Origin of the sequence: Polynucleobacter cosmopolitanus, assembly GCF_002224225.1 — a bacterium.
Classification (GTDB): domain Bacteria; phylum Pseudomonadota; class Gammaproteobacteria; order Burkholderiales; family Burkholderiaceae; genus Polynucleobacter; species Polynucleobacter cosmopolitanus.
This window is the reverse complement of the sequence record NZ_NJGG01000001.1, coordinates 407,826-428,538: the sequence shown is the minus strand read 5'-3', so window position 1 is coordinate 428,538 and position 20,713 is coordinate 407,826. Positions and strand designations below refer to the sequence as shown.

At 44.6% G+C, this 20,713-nt stretch carries 20 protein-coding genes; all 20 read right to left on the bottom strand.

The annotated features are described in order from the left end of the window. Positions 1-7 precede the first annotated feature (7 nt). Positions 8-2,101, bottom strand: a complete 2,094-nt coding sequence (priA, locus tag AOC33_RS02200; RefSeq protein WP_089514967.1) for a replication restart helicase PriA — start codon at positions 2,099-2,101, stop codon at positions 8-10. Positions 2,102-2,385: 284 nt separating this feature from the next. Further along, complete coding sequence (gene hemE / locus AOC33_RS02195) at positions 2,386-3,498, bottom strand: uroporphyrinogen decarboxylase (protein ID WP_089514966.1); 1,113 nt, start codon at positions 3,496-3,498, stop codon at positions 2,386-2,388. After that, entirely contained in the window at positions 3,499-3,915 is a 417-nt protein-coding gene (locus AOC33_RS02190; protein WP_089514965.1) for a F0F1 ATP synthase subunit epsilon, read from the bottom strand. Positions 3,916-3,929: 14 nt separating this feature from the next. Beyond that, positions 3,930-5,333, bottom strand: coding sequence for a F0F1 ATP synthase subunit beta (gene atpD, locus AOC33_RS02185; protein ID WP_089514964.1), 1,404 nt, complete (start codon positions 5,331-5,333; stop codon positions 3,930-3,932). A gap of 41 nt (positions 5,334-5,374) precedes the next feature. Then, complete coding sequence (gene atpG, locus AOC33_RS02180) at positions 5,375-6,250, bottom strand: F0F1 ATP synthase subunit gamma (RefSeq protein ID WP_089514963.1); 876 nt, start codon at positions 6,248-6,250, stop codon at positions 5,375-5,377. 18 nt (positions 6,251-6,268) lie between these two features. Beyond that, on the bottom strand, positions 6,269-7,810 hold the full coding sequence (gene atpA / locus AOC33_RS02175) for a F0F1 ATP synthase subunit alpha (RefSeq protein ID WP_089514962.1): 1,542 nt from the start codon (positions 7,808-7,810) through the stop codon (positions 6,269-6,271). Between the two features lie 26 nt (positions 7,811-7,836). Further along, on the bottom strand, positions 7,837-8,373 hold the full coding sequence (locus AOC33_RS02170) for a F0F1 ATP synthase subunit delta (protein ID WP_089514961.1): 537 nt from the start codon (positions 8,371-8,373) through the stop codon (positions 7,837-7,839). 1 nt (position 8,374) lies between these two features. Beyond that, positions 8,375-8,845 (bottom strand): F0F1 ATP synthase subunit B, encoded by a 471-nt coding sequence (locus AOC33_RS02165; protein ID WP_089514960.1) that lies wholly within the window; start codon positions 8,843-8,845, stop codon positions 8,375-8,377. A gap of 72 nt (positions 8,846-8,917) precedes the next feature. Then, positions 8,918-9,184, bottom strand: a complete 267-nt coding sequence (gene atpE / locus AOC33_RS02160; protein WP_089514959.1) for a F0F1 ATP synthase subunit C — start codon at positions 9,182-9,184, stop codon at positions 8,918-8,920. 39 nt (positions 9,185-9,223) lie between these two features. After that, a complete protein-coding gene (atpB, locus tag AOC33_RS02155; protein ID WP_089514958.1) occupies positions 9,224-10,087 on the bottom strand; it encodes a F0F1 ATP synthase subunit A in 864 nt (287 codons plus the stop codon). A 29-nt stretch (positions 10,088-10,116) separates the two neighbouring features. Then, positions 10,117-10,692 (bottom strand): ATP synthase subunit I, encoded by a 576-nt coding sequence (locus tag AOC33_RS02150; RefSeq protein WP_089514957.1) that lies wholly within the window; start codon positions 10,690-10,692, stop codon positions 10,117-10,119. Positions 10,693-10,705: 13 nt separating this feature from the next. After that, positions 10,706-11,575, bottom strand: a complete 870-nt coding sequence (locus AOC33_RS02145; protein WP_089514956.1) for a ParB/RepB/Spo0J family partition protein — start codon at positions 11,573-11,575, stop codon at positions 10,706-10,708. 16 nt (positions 11,576-11,591) lie between these two features. Next, entirely contained in the window at positions 11,592-12,362 is a 771-nt protein-coding gene (locus AOC33_RS02140; RefSeq protein WP_089514955.1) for a ParA family protein, read from the bottom strand. A 16-nt stretch (positions 12,363-12,378) separates the two neighbouring features. Further along, on the bottom strand, positions 12,379-13,074 hold the full coding sequence (gene rsmG, locus AOC33_RS02135; RefSeq protein ID WP_089514954.1) for a 16S rRNA (guanine(527)-N(7))-methyltransferase RsmG: 696 nt from the start codon (positions 13,072-13,074) through the stop codon (positions 12,379-12,381). Continuing rightward, positions 13,074-14,993, bottom strand: a complete 1,920-nt coding sequence (mnmG, locus tag AOC33_RS02130; protein ID WP_089514953.1) for a tRNA uridine-5-carboxymethylaminomethyl(34) synthesis enzyme MnmG — start codon at positions 14,991-14,993, stop codon at positions 13,074-13,076. Before mnmG ends, rsmG begins: the two co-directional genes overlap by 1 nt. Positions 14,994-15,103: 110 nt before the next feature. Further along, positions 15,104-15,898, bottom strand: a complete 795-nt coding sequence (locus AOC33_RS02125; protein WP_089514952.1) for a TSUP family transporter — start codon at positions 15,896-15,898, stop codon at positions 15,104-15,106. Beyond that, positions 15,898-17,511, bottom strand: a complete 1,614-nt coding sequence (locus AOC33_RS02120) for a GMC family oxidoreductase (protein WP_425439817.1) — start codon at positions 17,509-17,511, stop codon at positions 15,898-15,900. The genes AOC33_RS02125 and AOC33_RS02120 overlap by 1 nt, the downstream gene beginning before the upstream one ends. Positions 17,512-17,513: 2 nt before the next feature. Further along, positions 17,514-17,729 (bottom strand): DUF3717 domain-containing protein, encoded by a 216-nt coding sequence (locus AOC33_RS02115; RefSeq protein WP_089514950.1) that lies wholly within the window; start codon positions 17,727-17,729, stop codon positions 17,514-17,516. 5 nt (positions 17,730-17,734) lie between these two features. Continuing rightward, positions 17,735-18,211 carry an SET domain-containing protein gene (locus AOC33_RS02110; RefSeq protein WP_089514949.1) on the bottom strand — a complete coding sequence of 159 codons (477 nt, stop codon included), beginning with the start codon at positions 18,209-18,211 and terminating at the stop codon, positions 17,735-17,737. Beyond that, on the bottom strand, positions 18,204-20,699 hold the full coding sequence (gyrB, locus tag AOC33_RS02105) for a DNA topoisomerase (ATP-hydrolyzing) subunit B (RefSeq protein WP_089514948.1): 2,496 nt from the start codon (positions 20,697-20,699) through the stop codon (positions 18,204-18,206). Before gyrB ends, AOC33_RS02110 begins: the two co-directional genes overlap by 8 nt. Between the last annotated feature and the right edge of the window lie 14 nt (positions 20,700-20,713).

The window sequence follows — 20,713 nt, the reverse complement described above, 5'->3', positions numbered from 1 at the left end:
TTTATCTTTAAATGCTGATGGGGTCGCGCTCGATATACCAGCCGACCCCTTTTCTTTTGGTGTGCGCCTCTGTCAAATAGTGCTGCAAAATCTCAATGCTCTTTTGCAGGTCTTGTCGGCTCTCAGACTCAACCAACATTTGAGCTCGCTCTTTACCAGCAATTCTAACCATTGCCCGAGGGATCACATCACTTAGCATGGCATTGGCTGGCCAAATTTTGTCTGACTTTGCCAATTGTGAAGCATCCTTCAGCATATCAATTGCTTGGACTAATGTTTTGTGCTCACCATGAACCAATGCTTGATATGAAAATGGTGGCAAACCAACCAATTGTCTTTCGTTTTTTATTTCTTCTAAAAACCCATCAACATCAGCATGCCTTAAGTACTTATAAGGTGATGCTTCGGGATAGTTGGTTTGAATGATGACCTTTGATTCGCCAGCCTCTTCACTCCGGCCGGCTCTACCGGCTACTTGCATGAGTTGAGCAAACAATCTCTCAGAAGCTCTGAAGTCCTGCGAGAAAAGACTTGCATCAGCATCAATCACCCCAACGAGTGACACTGATTGATAGTCATGACCCTTTGCGATCATTTGAGTTCCGACGATGATGTCAGCATCACCATCATGTATTTCACTGAATAAACTTTCTGCGCTGCCTTTAGTTCTGGTTGTATCTGCATCGATGCGCAATATTTTTGCTTTAGGGAATCTTTCTGACAAGAACTCCTCGATTTTTTGCGTTCCTTTGCCCAATGGGCTCAGATCTGTATTTCCGCAATCAGGGCATACCTTTTGCACAGGCCTCATTACTCCGCAGTGATGACAACACAAATTCTTTTTTTGTTCTGTTATTTTGTGCAGCACCATGTGTGCAGAGCATTTCACGCAATCTGATAACCATCCGCAAGCCTGACAGTTAAGCACCGGAGAGTATCCTCTGCGGTTGATATAAATGATGCTTTGTCGCCCTTGTTCGATATTTTTTTGCAACTCATTCAACAGGTACTCGCTGATCCCATGCTCATTTTTTTTACCTGCTTTTTGCTCTTGCTTTAAATCTAAGATTTGAATCAATGGTGGCTTTGCATTTTTTGCTGCACGCTCTTTTAGGCTCAGAATTTCATATCTTTTTTCTTGTGCATGAAACCATGTTTCTAAGCTGGGGGTTGCTGATGCCAATACAACCGGGATGTTAAGTTTTTTTCCTCGCCACACCGCAAGATCTCTTGCTGAATATCGCACGCCTTCTTGTTGCTTATAGGATAGATCATGCTCCTCATCAACCACGATGGCTTTTAAATTTGGCGCAGAAGTTGCTACGGCCATGCGTGTGCCAAGAATGATTTGTGCTTTACCCGAATGTGCTTTTTCCCAGTTATCCGCACGTGTTCTATCTGTGATGCCGCTGTGCATTACCACTAATTTTTTTCCTGGAAAGGCCTGCTCTACCGAGGATTCTAACTGTGGCGTTAAATTGATTTCAGGCACCATGATCATGACTTGCGATTCGTCATCATCTAAGATTTTTTTTAGCCAACGTAAATAGGTCAAAGTTTTGCCACTACCTGTTATGCCTTGCAACAGGTTGCAGCTGAATTTTTTGCTGATACTTTGATTCCATAGTTTTTCTACTATGAACAATTGCTCTTCGTTCAGGCTAATTTCATTACCTGGTTGGGCCTTCGTGTTTTTTGTTGCTGCGCTTGTCTTACTAAGCCTCTTTTCCTTACCAAGCAATTCCCATTTGTTTTTTTGTCTCCACATTTTTGGTATTGATGGAATCAATACTTCACCAATGGGTCTTTGGTAGTAAATTGCTGCAAATTCTGCCATCGCCATAACGTCACTTGAAATCGGTTGTAGCGGTGCAATAGCTTGTACTTTTTTAATTTTTTCTAAGTCGTAATCGGTTTTATCCAAAACTTGCATCACCACTCCGATGCATTCTTGTCTTCCAAAACTTACCTGAACTATTTGTCCTTTTTGCGGCGCAGTAGCAAAATCTTCATGCCAAGCGTAGTCAAATAATTGATTCAATGGGCTGTCGATGGCCACCTGAACAATTATTTTTTCTGGGCTTTTATCTTCAAAGCTCATGTTTTACTTTAAGTCCGTGATGAAGAGCATTGCACTTATTGGTTTTTTAAAAAGGGTTCTTTTGTCTGTGGAAAACCTTGTGGATAACTGCTTAATTATCCCAGTATTTCAAAATGAGCAACTTTTTTTATATACTTTAATTATATTATATGATGATTTATTATGTATATAAATCAATGACTTATAGATTTTAATTTGGCTCTTGGGGTGATTACTAAGGGCTTGTTCATGAGGTTTTATGCCACAAGACGCCTGTGCATAAGTTACCGCTCACATGCTTATTTTTACTTATTTCTAAGTGCTTTTGAATGACCCACCACAGTCTCCGTTAGAGCAATAACATGCTCCGGATTGGTGAATTGTGATATTCCGTGACCCAAATTAAAGACATGCCCATCTAAGGGGTGAAGACCTTCAGCTAAAGCAGGGGCTGCGGCCAATTCATCCAAAATTCTCTTAACTTCTGTGCTAATTTGCTCAGGGCTTGAAAATAAAGCCAACGGATCAAAGTTTCCCTGTAGGGCCAACGGAGTTTTATTTGCAAGTAAACGCTTACGTGACTTTGCAACTGATGCAGTCCAATCCAGTCCTATGACATCGGCTCCAGAATGAGCGATATCTTCTAGCCAAATTCCACCACCCTTGGTGAATACTAAAATTGGAATTTGCTGACCATCTTTTTGTCTTGGCAACAAATCAATCACGGCTTTCATGCTGGCCAAAGAAGTTTTTTGATACCAACCATCCGGCAATAAACCGCCCCAAGTATCAAAAATCATCAAAGCTTGTGCGCCAGCATCAACCTGCGCTTTTAAATAATCAGCGACTGATTGGATGTTTGTATCCAAAACCTTTTTCATTAAATCAGGTCTTTGGTACAACATCTCTTTTGTATTCTTAAAATCAGATGATCCTGAACCTTCAATCATGTAACAAGCCAAAGTCCATGGACTTCCTGAAAAACCAATCAGAGGAACTCTTTGTTGACCATTTTGAGTGAGCGCCTTTCTAATTTCAGATACGGCGTCAAAGACATACTTCAATTGATTGAGATCAGCAGGTCTTAAATTATTAACGGCTTGCTCATCTCTTAATGGATGACTGAATCTTGGTCCCTCTCCAGCCTCAAAACTCAAACCTAGGCCCATTGCATCTGGAATGGTCAGAATATCTGAAAAGAGAATGGCAGCATCCAATGGATATCTATCCAATGGTTGCAAAGTAACTTCTGTTGCTAGTTGAGGATTTTTTGCAAGAGCAAGAAAGCTTCCAGCCTTAGCTCTTCTTGCGTTGTATTCGGGTAAATAACGTCCTGCCTGGCGCATGAGCCACAGAGGTGTTCTATCTGTTGGCTGTCTGAGGCATGCGCGCAGGAAGCGATCGTTAATTAAGGTCAATTACTTTTTCTGGCGTAACTTTGCAATTGCTGCAAGTTGTGCTGCTGCCATTGCAAACTCTGATTGAGCGTGTGCAAAATCAATATCCGTACTGCGATTTTGCATGGCTTCTTCAGCAGCCTTTTTGGCTTCTAAGGCTTTTGCTTCGTCAAGATCGTGACCGCGAATAGCTGTATCGGCAAGCACAGTTACTTTATTTGGCTGCACTTCAAGAATGCCGCCGGCCACGAACACAAACTCTTCTTCGCCATCAGCTTTTTCAATACGAACTGCGCCTGGTCGAATTCTTGTGATGAGAGGGGTATGTCCCGGAAGAATACCCAACTCGCCACTTTCGCCTGGTAAAGCAATGAACTTTGCTTCACCAGCGAAAATTGACTGCTCAGCGCTAACTACATCAACATGGATGCTAGACATTTAAGTTCCTTGGTTTACTGCAACTTCTTAGCTTTTTCGATGGCTTCGTCAATGCCGCCAACCATATAGAATGCCTGCTCTGGCAAATGGTCAAGCTCACCGTCAACAATCATCTTGAAGCCGCGGATAGTTTCTTTAAGTGGAACGTACTTGCCAGGTGAACCTGTAAACACTTCCGCCACGTGGAATGGCTGTGACAAGAAACGCTGAATCTTACGTGCACGTGCAACAGCTTGCTTATCTTCTGGTGACAATTCGTCCATACCCAAAATCGCAATAATGTCGCGCAACTCTTTATAGCGCTGCAATGTTGTTTGTACACCGCGAGCAACTGCATAGTGCTCTTCACCAACGACTTGTGGATCCAACTGACGGCTTGTTGAGTCAAGTGGGTCAACCGCTGGATAGATACCCAAAGCAGCGATGTCACGTGACAAAACAACTGTTGAGTCTAAGTGCAAGAATGTTGTAGCAGGTGATGGGTCTGTTAAGTCATCGGCAGGAACGTAAACGGCCTGAATTGATGTAATAGAACCAGTCTTTGTTGATGTAATACGCTCTTGTAAACGGCCCATTTCTTCAGCCAATGTTGGCTGATAACCCACAGCTGATGGCATACGGCCTAACAAAGCAGATACTTCTGTACCGGCCAATGTGTAACGATAGATATTGTCAACGAAGAACAAAATGTCACGGCCTTCGTCACGGAAACGCTCAGCCATTGTCAAACCAGTCAAAGCAACACGTAAACGGTTACCAGGTGGCTCGTTCATCTGACCGAAAACCATCGCAACTTTATCAAGAACGTTTGAGTCCTTCATCTCGTGGTAGAAGTCGTTACCTTCACGAGTACGCTCACCAACACCCGCGAACACTGATAAACCTGAGTGTTGCTTAGCGATGTTGTTGATCAACTCCATCATGTTAACTGTCTTACCAACACCAGCACCACCGAACAAACCAACTTTACCGCCTTTTGCAAACGGGCAAACCAAGTCAATAACTTTGATGCCTGTTTCAAGTAGGTCAACGGATGGTGATAGCTCATCAAACTTTGGAGCCAATTGGTGAATCGCGCGACGCTCTTCTGTGCCGATTGGACCAGCTTGGTCGATTGGGCGACCCAACACGTCCATGATGCGTCCCAATGTGGCTGGGCCAACAGGCACTGAGATTCCCTTGCCTGTGTTTTTAACGCCCATGCCTCGACGCAAGCCATCGCTTGAGCCCATGGCAATAGCACGAACAACGCCATCACCTAATTGTTGTTGCACTTCAAAGGTCAAACCTTTTTCTGCAAAAGATGCCTCACTGCTCTCTTCCAAGATCAATGCGTCATAAATTTTTGGCATTTTGTCACGTGGGAACTGAATGTCCACCACCGCGCCAATACACTGAACGATATTTCCGTTGCTCATCGTAGTTCTCCGATCACTAATTTTTTACAATACTTTCGTTATCAAACTGCCGCAGCGCCGCCGACGATCTCGGACAACTCTTTGGTAATGGCTGCTTGACGTGTTTTGTTGTAAACCAACTGCAACTCACCAATCACGTTTTTCGCATTATCAGAAGCAGCTTTCATGGCAACCATACGAGCAGACTGCTCAGACGCCATGTTTTCTGCAACTGCTTGGTAAATCAACGCTTCAACGTAACGTTTCAACAATTCATCCACCACTGATTGTGGGTCTGGTTCGTACAAATAGTCCCAACCATACTCACGAGCTTCTTCAGTTGTTTGTGTTATTTTTTCACTTGAAAGAGGCAATAGTTTTTCAACCACTGGCTCTTGCTTCATTGTGTTGATGAATTTTGTGTATGCCAAATAAACAGCATCTACTTCACCATTTTCATACGCATCCAATTGAACCTTGATTGCACCAATGAGTTTTTCTAAGTGCGGAGTGTCGCCCATTTGAGTTACATGAGAAACAACCTTTGCTTTGATTCTATTTAAGAACTGTAAGCCTTTCATGCCAATTGGAGTGCATGACAATGAAACACCTTTAGAGTCCAACTCTTTCATGGTATTTGTCAAAGCTCTCAACACGTTGGTATTCATACCACCGCAAAGACCTTTGTCGGTTGTCACAACAATCACACCAGCATTTTTGACTTCACGCTCAATCAAATAAGCAGGGCGATACTCTGGATTGGCCTTACCCAAGTTCGCAGCAATATTTCTTACTTTTTCTGAGTAAGGACGTGCATTTCGCATGCGCTCTTGAGCACGCCGCATCTTAGATGCGGCGACCATTTCCATCGCCTTGGTGATCTTGCGCGTATTTTGTACGCTCTTGATCTTTGTCCGTATCTCTTTAGTTCCGGCCATATCGGCTCTCCTTACTTCTTAGAAAGAAGCCGAACGTTTAAAGTCCTCGATCGCAGCGCGCAATGCAGCTTCGTCTTCTTTCGAGAGATCCTTAGTGTCTTCAATACGGCCGATCAAATCAGCAAACTTACTCTTTAGATGATCATGCAAACCTTTTTCGAAGGCCAAAACATGTTTCACATCCAAGTCATCCAAGAAGCCGTTGTTGGCTGCATACAATGAAGATGCTAACTGCCAAACTTGTTGAGGCTGATATTGTGGTTGCTTGAGCAATTCTGTAACACGACGACCGCGCTCCAACTGCTTGCGTGTTGCTTCGTCCAAATCAGAAGCGAACTGAGCAAACGCTGCCAATTCACGGTACTGCGCTAAGTCTGTACGGATACCGCCAGATAATTTCTTAATGACTTTAGTCTGAGCTGCACCACCCACACGTGAAACAGAAATACCCGCGTTAATCGCTGGACGAACGCCTGCGTTAAACAAGTCTGTTTCCAAGAAGATTTGGCCGTCAGTAATAGAAATCACGTTGGTTGGAACGAAAGCAGAAACGTCACCCGCTTGAGTTTCAATGATCGGCAATGAGGTCAATGAACCTGTCTTACCTTTAACTGCACCATTTGTGAATTTCTCAACATACACTTCGTTAACGCGAGCAGCGCGCTCAAGCAAACGTGAGTGCAAATAGAATACGTCGCCAGGATAAGCTTCACGACCTGGTGGACGACGCAATAATAGTGATACTTGACGATAAGCAACCGCTTGCTTGGTTAAGTCATCGTAAACAATCAATGCATCTTCACCGCGATCACGGAAATACTCACCCATTGTGCAGCCAGCATATGCTGACAAGTACTGCATCGCTGCAGAGTCAGATGCAGTTGCAGCAACAATCACTGTGTACTCCATCGCGCCCTGCTCTTCTAGCTTACGCAATACGTTTGCAATCGTAGAGGCTTTTTGGCCAATCGCCACGTATACGCAACGAATGCCTTTACCTTTTTGGTTGATGATGGCATCCACAGCAACAGCTGTTTTACCAGTTTGACGGTCACCAATGATCAACTCACGCTGACCACGGCCAATTGGTACCATCGCATCAATTGATTTCAAACCTGTTTGAAGAGGCTGGCTAACTGACTGACGATCAATAACGCCAGGAGCAACCTTCTCAATAAAGTCTGTCATTTTTGCATTGATTGAACCCTTGCCATCAATCGGCTGACCCAAAGCATTAACAACACGACCCAATAATTCTGGACCTACTGGAACTTCAAGAATACGACCGGTACATTTAACTGGGTCGCCTTCACTGATGTGCTCATATTCACCCAAAATAACAGCACCAACTGAATCACGCTCTAAGTTAAGCGCAAGACCAAGTGTGTTGTTTGGGAATTCAAGCATTTCACCCTGCATCACGCCTGACAAGCCATGAACACGACAAATACCGTCTGTTACTGAAATTACTGTGCCTTGATTACGGACTTCGGCGCCAACGCCTACACCGCTGATTCGGCTCTTGATCAGTTCACTGATCTCTGATGGGTTGAGTTGCATTTGCTTACTCCTGGGATCTTATTCGGTTATGCGCTAAGAGCGGTTTGCATCGATATCAAGCGGGCTTTAACTGAAGTGTCTAACACCTCATCACCTACTTGTACGCACACTCCGCCAATCAATTCTGGGTCTACATTTACTGTAGGACGTAGCTCTCTTCCACCAAAGCGCTTCTTCAATGTTGATAACAAACTTTTTAATTCTTCGCCTTGCAGCGGGAACGCGCTTGTGATCAAAACTTCTGCAGCACCTTCTTGAGCATTTTTCAAAGTTGTAAATTGAGCAGAAATTTCTGGCAATGCCTGTAGACGATGATTTTGCGTTAATACTTCCACAAAATTCTTTACAACGTCTGCTGGCTTTGTTTTAACACCACTCAATAAAATTTGTAGCAACTCTGCTGTAGCTAACTTTGGATTATTGGCCACTGCTAACAATTCAGGGTTACTAGCAATTTGTGCCAACTCTTCTAGCTGCTCTGCCCAAGCAGATAAATCTGCAGGCTTTGCACTTCTAAAAAGAGCCTCAGCATAAGGGCGGGCAATAGTAGCTAAGTCTGCCATATTAAAGCTCTGCCTTAAGCTGATCTAATAAACCAGCGTGTGCTTTTGCATCAACTTCACGACGCAAAATTTGCTCTGCACCTTTCACTGCCAATGCAGCTACTTCTGTGCGCAAGGCATCTCTTGCACGCGTTACCTGTTGATCGGCTTCGGCTTTGGCTTGAGCAATGATGCGAGCAGCTTCTGCTTGAGCATTTGCTTTAATTTCTTCAGCTGATAGTTGTGCGCGCTTTTCAGCATCAGCAATACGCTGAGTGCCTTCATTGCGAGCTTCTGACAATGCTTGTTCAGCACGTTTTTTTGCAGACTCAAGATCAGCCTTACCGCGCTCAGCGGCAGCCAAACCATCAGCCACTTTTGTGGCTCGCTCGTCTAATGCCTTTACCAATGGTGGCCAAACAAATTTGGCTACGACCCACCACAAAATAAAGAAGACGACCATCTGCGCGAATAGCGTCGCGTTTAGGTTCACGTTTAGTTCCTTTCGGTCACAATGACAAATATCCACGAGCGCTCAAATTGCGCCCGTCAATAACTACGCCTATTACTTAATTACAGCAAGCAATGGGTTTGCAAACGCGAACAACATCGCAACACCAACACCGATCAAGAACGCGGCGTCAATCAAGCCTGCCAACAAAAACATTTTTGTTTGTAATGGCTCCATTAACTCTGGTTGACGAGCAGAAGCTTCAATATATTTACCGCCCATTAATCCAATGCCCAAGCAGGCACCCAATGCACCCAAACCAATGATGATGCCGATACCGATGGCAGTTAAACCTTGAATGTTTGCTAGAAATTCTTGCATGATTGCTCCTAAGTAAAAAAACAGTTGTGAATAAAAAAATTAGTGGTGGCTATGTGCTTGACCAATGTAAACCAAAGTCAACATCATAAAGATGAAAGCCTGCAACAGAATTACGAGAATATGGAAAATCGCCCAGGCTGCACCAGTAATAACATGGCCCACAAAACCAAGGATCGATAAGTCGACACTAAAATGCCAAATGCCGCCTAACAGAGCGATCAGTAAAAATACTAACTCGCCTGCGTACATATTGCCAAATAATCGCATGCCCAATGAAACGGCTTTTGCAATATATTCAATGAAGTTCATGATTAGATTGAATGGGGCTAAGTACCACTTTGCGCCAAACGGTGCTGAAATTAACTCGTGCACAAATCCTCCCACACCTTTAATTTTGAGACTATAAAAAATCATCAAAATTAAAACGGATAATGACATTCCGAGTGTGGCGTTTAAATCTGTTGTTGGCACAAGCTTGTGATGAGGAACGTGGACACTTCCAAAAATTCCCAAGAATCCATTAACGCCATGAACCCAATCGACTGGAACTAAATCCAGCGTATTCATTAGTATGATCCAACAAAACACAAACAGGGCTAATGGGGCAATGTAAGAGCGATCGCCGTGAACAATATTTTTTGATTGTGTTTCAACAAACTCAACCAACAACTCAACCATGGCCTGAAAGCGGCCAGGCACACCTGCAGTTGCGCGACGCGCGGCGATCAATAAAAAGCCCGTAACCAACAAGCCCATTAGTAGAGACCAAAAAACGGTGTCTAAATTAACAACAGAAAAATCAATGATCGCTTCTTGCTTTGCGTGCAAAGTATTTAAGTTTTGCAAATGCTCAGAAATGTAACCCGTGGGCGTTAATGCCGCTCCCGTTGCTTCTGTTGCCATCGTTTACTTTCCTCTATCCTTGTATGTCATTATTTTCTTAGTATCCAGACCAACCAATAACACTTTAGCGCCAGCACATAAGTCAACAACAACGGTAACCAATCCAATTCTGGATAAAAAACTATTACCAAAAAAAACATTGCAACTGTTGCAATGATTTTTATTAACTCCCCAGTTACAAGACCAACTATTGAAGGCCTTGCAACATTTAATCCAAACGCTTTTGTTGCCAGTAACTTTGCTCTTAAAGCAAACAACCCCGCGGGGATGATTGCTATAAGACCACCAAGCAATGAGGATATGGCAGAAGAGTCTAAGCCAAACGGCTTACCCTTTACTGACCAAGCCCAAGCAAAGCAGGAGATCAACGTTACCAGTGCCTGAAGTACAAATAAACGCTTAACCGAAAATTTGCTTGGCTTGAGCGCCTCTGAACCCAAAATTACTTCCAGTTCAGCCCTTGTCAACGGTTTAGATAATTCCTCAGAATCAGCCAACTCATTGCTCCAAATAGCATTTTTATCAATTTCAGCTTTATGCACAACTCCAGGTACAAAGCCACGAGATTTTACAGAATCTGAGGGCTTTGGGTCAATGCAATTCATAAAAAATTCACACTTACTCGATACCGAGACGCTTCAAAAACCCGTCCAATTCATCAAATTGGCTGAATTTAATGCTGATTTCACCGCCGCGCCTTTTTTGCTTGATTTCAACTGCTAGGTTTAGCTGGTCGGATAACCTCTCTTGAAGCTGTCTTAAGTCTGGGTCAGACTTGATTTTGGCCTTTTTGGTGCTGCCAACTTGGGTTTTATTCAAAACCAGTTTGGTTGCCATTTGCTCGGCTTCGCGCACTGAAAGCTTTTGAATCACGATTTTTTGGGCAAGGCTTACCTGTGCAGCCGCATCAAGGGGCAAAAGGGCGCGGGCATGACCCATGTCTAGCTCACCCTTGGCAAGCATCAGCTGAACAGGCTTTGCCAATTGGATTAATCTCAATAAGTTTGAAACCGCGCTGCGCGACTTTCCGACAGCCTGAGCCGCCTTGTCGTGTGTGTATCCAAACTCTTCAATCAGTCGGGCAAGACCGTTGGCCTCTTCCAAGGCATTCAAATCTTCTCGTTGCATGTTTTCAATCAAGGCCATGGCTGCAGTGGCTTGATCGTTTGCCTGCTTGATTAATACGGGAACTTCCTTAAGGCCCGCCATAGTGGCTGCGCGAAAACGACGCTCTCCGGCAATGATTTCGTACTTACCTGATGCAACGCTTCTTACCAGCAAAGGCTGCATGATGCCTTGCTCTTTGATGCTTTCAGATAATTCCTGTAATGATGCATCCACCATATTTTTACGTGGCTGATACTTGCCAGCCTGTAATTGACTGATTTGAAGCATTGCCACACCGCCCGCATTGCTGCTGGCTTTATCGTTGGCGCCCAAGAGGGCTTCTAGGCCGCGCCCCAAACCCTTTTTTTTGATTGTTGTCATATTCTTTTCTTATCCATTACATTGTTTTTATGCGCTGAATCATCTCTGCACCGAATTGCATATAAGCTTGTGCACCACGCGAGGCTTTATCAAATGTCACGCCAGGCATGCCATAAGATGGTGCTTCAGCCAAGCGAACATTCCTTGGAATGATGGTGTTAAAAACCTTATCTCCAAAGTGCTCCATTAATTGATCTGAAACCTGCTGCTGCAAAGTTGTTCTTGGGTCAAACATGACGCGCAACAAACCGATGATGGTTAAGTTTGGATTGAGATTGGCGTGCACTTGTTTGATGGTGTTGACTAGATCTGATAAGCCCTCCAGAGCGAAGTACTCGCATTGCATCGGCACAATCACACCATTGGCGGCACAAAGACCATTCAAGGTTAATAGTGAAAGTGCAGGGGGGCAGTCGATCAAGATAAAGTCATATTCATTAAGAACTGGAGCCAGGGCATTTTTAAGCCTTTCTTCACGCTCATCGAACTCAACCAGCTCAACTTCAGCGCCAGCGAGCTCTCGATTTGCTGGAAGAACATCATACCCACCGGTTTCCGATTTAACTCTGGCAGTTAACACATCAGACATGCCAATTAAGACGTGATAAACACTTTGCTGCAAACCCATCTTATCGATGCCCGAACCCATGCTGGCATTGCCTTGCGGGTCAAGGTCAACGACCAAAACTCGTTGCTTTTGTGCTGCTAAGCTTGCTGCCAAATTAACGGTGGTGGTGGTTTTACCAACGCCACCTTTTTGGTTTGCTACGCAAAATATTTTTGCCATATATGTCTTCTTTTAATTAAGCCTTGAATTCTCTCACGCGGCCCAGCTCGTAAAGCCGTCTTTCAGCATCAAGCCCTGGAACGCTATACAAATAATCGCTTTGAATCTTCCAGGTGCTCGGGATCGTTTTTAGGTCTTCATCGAGGGCTCGGGCTTTCATTGCCCACAATAAGCCGCCCGTTTTAAGCATTGGCTCAGACAACGCTATGAATTTGCCGAAATCTGAAAAAGCCCTTGAAATACAACATGTTATAGATGACGCCAGGACTGGGGCAGTGTCTTCAATTCGTGCGCCATGGACTTTTACATTATCTAAATGAAACTTGGTCACGATGTGCTGTAAAAATACGGCCTTTTTCTGAACCGCCTCCATCAAATGAAGTTTCCATTCAGGGCGGCAGATCGCCAAAGGAATTCCGGGAAGGCCGCCGCCAGACCCAAGGTCTGCCAGAGTAAAAGCCTCGTCGGATTTTGGTAATTTCTCAATGTAACTATCTAAGTAAGGAAGAACCGCCAAAGAATCAAGCAGGTGCAAGGTAACTGACTGATTTAAGTCATGAATTGAGGATAAGTTATGGGTTTTATTCCACCGCTGAAATTCGATCAAATAGTCCAACAAGCGCTGAATGGTCTCTTCAGAGAGTTCTAAATTAAGACCCCTGACACCATCGCTTAATTGATTAAGCAGAGCTTGTTGTGAATCTTTTTCCATCAATCAGCGCTGGGGCGTCGGCCCAAACCCTTTTTTAAATGGATCAAAAGCAAAGATATGGCAGCGGGTGTAACACCAGAAACTCTTGAAGCCTGACCCAGGGTGTTAGGCTTATGAAGGCTGAGCTTCTGCTGAACCTCCATCGACAAGCCCAAAACCTTTGAATAATTGATGTCTGGGGGCAAGGTCATTTCTTCATGATAGGCATGACGAGCAATTTCCGCGGCCTGTCTATCGATATAGCCCTGGTATTTAATAGCAATCTCAACCTGCTCGGCAATTTGATCCCTTAAAACAACGTCTTGGTCGAGCGGTTCAGCTGACCACCGGCCATCAAATGAGGTTGTGAGATTTTCGTAGGTGATCCCTGGTCGCTTTAATAACTCGGCCAAACTGTATTCATGGGCAATGACCTGACCAAGTAAAAACTCTGACTCCGCTGCATTGATCAGCTTTGGACTCACCCAAGTTGACTTAAGTCGCTGTGTTTCACGTGAAACAGCCTCTTGCTTTTTACAGAAGAACTCCCAGCGACGATCATCGACCAGCCCTAGTTCACGACCTTGCTCAGTTAACCTGGCATCTGCATTGTCTTCTCTGAGGCTTAAACGATATTCAGCTCGGCTTGTGAACATCCGATAGGGCTCTTGAACTCCCTTGGTAATCAAATCGTCCACCAAAACGCCCAAATAGGCCTGATCACGCCTTGGATACCACGCATCCTTGCCTTTGGCGCTTAATCCAGCATTGATGCCAGCCAATAGACCCTGTGCGGCAGCCTCTTCATAACCGGTTGTACCATTGATTTGGCCGGCGAAGAACAGGCCCTTGATTGCTTTGGTTTCCAGGCTTGGCTTTAGGCCTCTTGGGTCATAGTAGTCATATTCAATGGCATAGCCGGGGCGCACAATCATGGCATTCTCAAGACCACGAATACTTCTCACCAAACTCCACTGAACATCAAAGGGAAGGCTGGTTGATATGCCATTTGGATAAAACTCGTGGGTAGTTAAGCCCTCGGGCTCTAAGAATATTTGGTGGCTGTCCTTGCCAGCAAACCGATGTATCTTGTCTTCTATGGAAGGGCAGTACCTTGGACCAACACCCTCAATCACGCCGGTATACATTGGTGAGCGATCAAGACCTCCACGAATAATATCGTGGGTTTTTTCATTGGTATGGCTGATCCAGCAGGGGAGTTGCTTAGGATGGAACTCTGGTCGCCCCAAATAAGAAAAGACTGGCAAAGGGTCTAAATCGCCAGGCTGCTCCTGCATGACAGAGAAATTAATGGTGCGCCCATCAATCCTTGGTGGTGTTCCTGTTTTTAGGCGCCCCTGTGGAAGCTTCAATTCTTTTAATCTGCTGGAAAGTCTTATCGCTGCGGGATCACCAGCGCGACCACCGGAGTGGTTATCTAAACCGACGTGTATTTTTCCATCTAGAAAGGTTCCTGCGGTTAAAACCACCTGGGAAGCATAAAAGCTCAAACCTAATTGTGTGGTTGCGCCACAGACTTGATCGTCACGAACAATCAAATCATCAACTGCTGCCTGGAAAATGGTGAGGTTTTCTTGGTTTTCTAATTTACTGCGCATGGCAGTTTTGTAAAGAGCGCGGTCCGCCTGAGCTCGAGTAGCTCTAACAGCAGGGCCTTTACTGGAATTTAATATCCTGAACTGTATTCCAGCCAAGTCAGTGACTTCAGCCATTGCGCCACCAAGGGCATCGATCTCTTTGACGAGGTGGCCTTTGCCAATCCCGCCAATTGAAGGATTGCAGCTCATGGCCCCCAAAGTCTCTATGCTGTGAGTCAAAAGCAGGGTGCGGCAACCCATTCTGGCTGAGGCTAAAGCTGCCTCTGAGCCAGCGTGCCCACCACCAATCACTATCACATCATATTTAATTGAAAAGTCCATAAAAAACCCTGCTTAGGGCGGCGATGATATCACCCCCGCCTGTTTCACTCAATTATTTTGGGCAAATTATGAATGTTTCACGTGAAACTTTTTGAGCTAGCAACAAACTCCTAAGCAATCACCTCAAAATAACGCAAAGCATCAAACACCGTCTTTAGAATCAGTGCGGCAACAACCCCAACAAATACTTTTCTAATAAAGGTGTTTCCATGCCGCAGAGCGTAATGGGACCCAAAGATGCTGCCGGCAATGTTCATGGCCATCATCGCAAAACCAATTTGCCAAGCAATATGGCCAAATGAAGCAAACAATAAGATAGCGGCAAAATTAGTGGTGACATTCACCAGCTTGGTTGCGGCTGATGCATGCAAGAAATCAAAGCCAAATATTCGAATAAAGCCAATCAGCAAAAAGCTACCAGTTCCCGGCCCAAAGAAACCATCATAAAAACCAATGGTGCCGCCCAAGAGGAGTGCATGCACAATTTTTTTTCTTCCATCGACCACTGGAGCATGGGCCATGCCCATGGAAGGTTGCTTGATGGTGTAAACCAACAAAGCAATCAAAATAATTGGTAGCAAGACTCGAAATACATCGGCAGACATGCTTTTAACCACTGCTGCGCCAGAAAACGAACCAATGAATGCGGCGACAATCGCCGGAATTATAATAAAATAAGGTAATTTAACGACTTTTAGATATCTTTTGGCAGCAATTAGGGTTCCGCCAATAGAGCCGAGCTTGTTTGTACCCAATAAAGTTGCAGGATTTGCGTTAGGGTAGATGGCAAATAAAGCAGGGACTTGTATCAAGCCACCGCCACCAGCAACAGAATCCACAAAACCAGCCCCGAACGCGGCGACAAACAACAATAGTGTTGTCCAGTGGAAAAGATCGAATTCCATTAGTCGCTGTCAGCCAAAATCTTGTCGGCTATTTTTTGAGCAATCATCATGGTCGGGGCTGCCGTATTTCCAGAAGTAATGGTTGGCATAACGCTGGCATCCACAACTCGCAATCCACTCAAGCCAAATACTTTCAACTCAGAATCGACGACCGCCATAGGGTCATCAGCCTTGCCCATTTTGCATGTGCCCACCGGATGGAAAATCGTGGTGGCAATTTCTCCAATTTGTTTTAACAACTCTTCATCTGAATTAAATGAAGCGCCCGGGCGAAACTCTTTCACATCAAAATCATCAAATGCTTTTTGCTGCATGATATTTCTTGTGAAGCGAAGCGCATCAAGAGCAACCTGTTTATCTTCACTAGAGGCCAAATAATTAGGATTGATGGCGGGTGGTTCACTCAATTCTTTAGAAGTTATATGAACGCTTCCTCTAGAGCTTGGTCGTAAATTACAAACGCTCGCGGTGAATGCATTAAAAGAGTGAAGCGGATCACCAAACTTATCAAGGGACAGGGGCTGAACGTGGTACTGAATGTTTGGTCGCTCATGAGCAGCCGATGAATGAGCAAATGCTCCCAGTTGAGAGGGCGCCATCGACATGGGGCCGCTTCTGGTTAAAACATATTGAAGACCAATTAATAATTTGCCCCACCAGCGCGAAGCCAACATGTTCAATGTTTTTAAGCCGCTTACTTTGTATACTAATCTGATTTGAAGATGGTCCTGAAGATTTTCTCCAACACCAGGTAAATGCTTCACAACTGGGATATTTAAAGACTGCAATCTTTTTTCGTCACCAACGCCTGAGCGCTCAAGAATTTGTACAGAACCAATTGAACCGGCTGACAGAAGAACTTCTTTTTCTGCTATCGCAATTTGCTCCTGCCCATCGTATGAAAAAGAAATGCCCTCACAACGTGAACCATTGATCACCAAACGATCAATGTTTGCGCCCGTTAAAACAGTCAGGTTCTTGCGACTTCTGATGGGCTTAATGAAAGCCTGGGAAGCATTAAGGCGCCATCCATTTTTTTGAGATACATCAAAATAGGAAGAACCAAAATTGTTTCCGCGATTAAAGTCATTGATTGGGGGAATGCCTGCTTGCTCCGCAGCACCCCTAAAAATATCCAGCACTTTCCATTTGAGACGCTGACGATCTACGCGCCACTCACCGCCGACACCATGAAACTCGGAAGCCCCTGAGTGATGGTCTTCCATCTTTTTAAAGTAGGGCAACACATTGTCCCAGGACCAAGATGAATCTCCAGTTTCGCTAGCCCACTGATCATAGTCTTGGGCTTGTCCACGCATGTAAATCATGCCGTTAATAGATGAGGAGCCGCCCAATACTTTTCCGCGCGGATAGATGAGAGTACGATCGTTGAGGCCTGCTTGAGACTTAGTTTTAAACATCCAATCAGTTTTAGGGTTATTAATGCAATACAAATAACCAACTGGTATGTGAATCCAAAGATAATCATCCTTGCTGCCAGCATCAATCAGCAACACGTTGTATCGGGGATCTGCTGAAAGCCTATTAGCCAATACACAACCGGCACTACCAGCACCAACAACGATGTAATCAAATATGGCGTGGCTGCTCATCATTAACCTTTGCGCAAGAGGTATTCTTTCCAAGCGGTTTGTGCAGCATCAGTTAATCCATCCAACGGAACTCTCTGTGACGACTGAATAATCATCAATGCATAAGGTTTTGCCAAAGCAGATGCCTGGGAACATAGTTGCAAAGCTTCGCCGTGAGAGGGGGACTGTTCCCGCCAAAAGTTAATCGCTGCCTCAAGCTCTTGAATGCTAATAAACATTTTGCTTATTTATTTTTTGCCAACATGGTTTTGCGGCAGTTTTTTTGTCCGCAACGACATTCGTATTCTTTTTTTAACTTTTTTGTTTGCTTGCCTTCAACAACCAAACCATAATCGTAGAAAAGCTCATCACCCGCCTCAATGTTTTTTTTGGCATACAAGAAAACCTTGGTTGTTTTACCAAAGTCTTCCTCTAAGGCTTCACAGTTTGGTTTGCAAGAATGATTTGCCCACATTGCGGCGTTACCGCCGTATTTAGCATCGATGGTTGAGCCATCTTCTAAACCAAAATAAAAGGTGTGATTTGGCTGCGATGGGTCATGCGGATGACGCTTGACTGCTTCCTTCCAGCTAATTCTCTCACCAGTGTATTCAATGATCTTGGTGCCCTTTGGAATGTCGCACTTTGCAAAAACGCCATTACCGTGAACCCCAGACTCACGAACCACAACCATTTTGTCGCTTGCCACCTTCTTAGACATCAATGTTTCTGGCAATCAGCGCGTTGGATTCAATGAATGCACGGCGAGGTTCAACCTCATCACCCATCAAGGTTGTGAATACTTGATCTGCCGCGATGGCATCTTCAATTTGCACCCTCAATAAAGTTCTGGTGTTGGTGTCCATCGTTGTTTCCCAAAGTTGTCCTGGATTCATTTCACCAAGACCCTTGTAACGCTGACGACTAACACCTCTTTCAGCCTCTGAAAGCAACCACTCCATGGCTTCGCGGAAGTCTTTAACATTCGCTTCTTTAACTGTTTTATCTGGATCCCCGCGCTTAACGGTGGCGCCAGCGCCCAACACATTCGTTAAGGCTGCTGATGCCTTTGCCAAAGAATCATAATCAGCCCCATGCACAAAGTCAGAGTCAATCAAAGAAAGCTTTGTATTGCCATGTACTTTTCTTGAAAGCAACAAGCGATAGCGCTCAGTACGCTCATCTTTTTGCACAATGATTTGTGGCTTGGCAATGCGCTCGTGAGAATTTGCAAAATAACTGTTAAGGCCTTCTGCGGACTTATTGGCTTCAGCCTCTGTATCAAGATTTAAACGCACACCATTGGCGATGGCCCTTAACGCGCCCTCATCCATGGTTCTTGATAGGCGGTCAACAATACTTTGAATGGTTTGATAGTCAGATGACAGTTTAACCAGACGATCGTTATCGATTGAGGTGCCATCAGCCAATGAAACGCTAGCCCCCTGAAGTGCCAAGTTAAGCAAATAGGCATTCAATGCAACGTCATCTTTGATGTACTGCTCATTTTTACCTTGCTTGACCTTGTATAGCGGCGGTTGCGCAATATAAATGTGGCCGCGCTGGATTAACTCTGGCATTTGACGATAAAAGAAAGTTAACAACAAGGTTCTGATGTGGCTTCCGTCAACGTCCGCGTCGGTCATGATGATGATACGGTGATAGCGCAACTTATCTGCGTTGTACTCTTCTTTACCAATACCCGTGCCAAGCGCCGTGATCAAAGTTACAACCTCTTGGCTACTTAACATTTTGTCAAAGCGCGCTTTTTCAACGTTAAGGATTTTTCCTTTGAGCGGCAAGATCGCTTGAAATTTTCTGTCGCGGCCCTGCTTAGCAGAACCGCCCGCAGAGTCACCCTCGACGATAAATAATTCGGAGTTAGCTGGATCCTTTTCTTGACAATCAGCAAGCTTGCCCGGAAGACCGAGGCCGTCCAATAGGCCTTTGCGTCGAGTCATGTCGCGCGCTTTTCGAGCTGCTTCTCTTGCTCGTGCCGCTTCGATGATTTTTGCACAAATGATTTTGGCGTCTTGTGGGTTTTCTTGTAAATAGTCCGTCAACAAGCTGCTAACTATTTCTTCCACGGGGCCGCGAACCTCGCTTGATACCAACTTGTCTTTTGTTTGGCTTGAAAACTTTGGCTCCGGAACCTTGACTGAAAGAACACAAGTCAAACCTTCGCGCATGTCATCGCCAGTAATTTCAACCTTGGCCTTCTTGGCTAATTCTTCTTCATCAATGTACTTATTGATGACGCGCGTCATCGCCGCACGCAAACCAGTCAAGTGCGTACCGCCATCACGTTGAGGGATGTTATTGGTAAAGCAAAGAACTTGTTCGTTAAAACCATCATTCCATTGCATGGCCACTTCGGCCGTGATTGTTCCGCCTAAATCGGACGGTCTTTCACCTTCAGCATAAAAAATGTTGCCATGTAGAACAGTTTTGCTCTTATTGATGTACTCAACGAAGCCTTTTACGCCGCCTGAGAAAGCAAAATTTTCTTCTTTGCCAGATCTCTGGTCAATCAGACGAATATGAACGCCGTTATTTAAAAACGATAACTCTCGGATTCTCTTTGAAAGAATTTCGTAGTGGTATTCAACATTGCCGAAAATTTCTACGTCGGCTAAAAAGTGAACTTCTGTGCCGCGCTTATCTGTTTCACCAATGACTTTGATTGGTGAAGTCATGCTACCAGCATCTTCGATCAATTCACGATTCTGAGCAACGCCTCTTGCAAACTCCATGAAATGAACTTTGCCATCACGCTTAACAGTCAAGCGCAACCACTTTGAAAGTGCATTCACGCAACTCACGCCTACACCGTGAAGACCGCCAGAAACCTTGTAACTGTTTTGATCGAACTTTCCGCCGGCGTGAAGTTCTGTCATCACGATTTCAGCAGCACTTCTCTTTGGGTCATGCTTATCGTCGTACTTAATGCCCGTTGGTACACCACGACCATTATCAATGATTGATATTGAGTTATCTGTGTGGATTGTTACTGTAATTTCTGAACAATGACCAGCCAAAGCTTCGTCAATTGAGTTATCTAGAACTTCAAAAACCAAATGGTGTAAACCAGTTCCATCGGAGGTGTCACCTATGTACATCCCCGGTCTTTTTCTTACTGCCTCTAATCCTTCTAAAATTTGAATTGAGGATGCGCCATATTGTTCTGGTATTTTTGCTTCAACAGTCATTGATTATTCTTTTC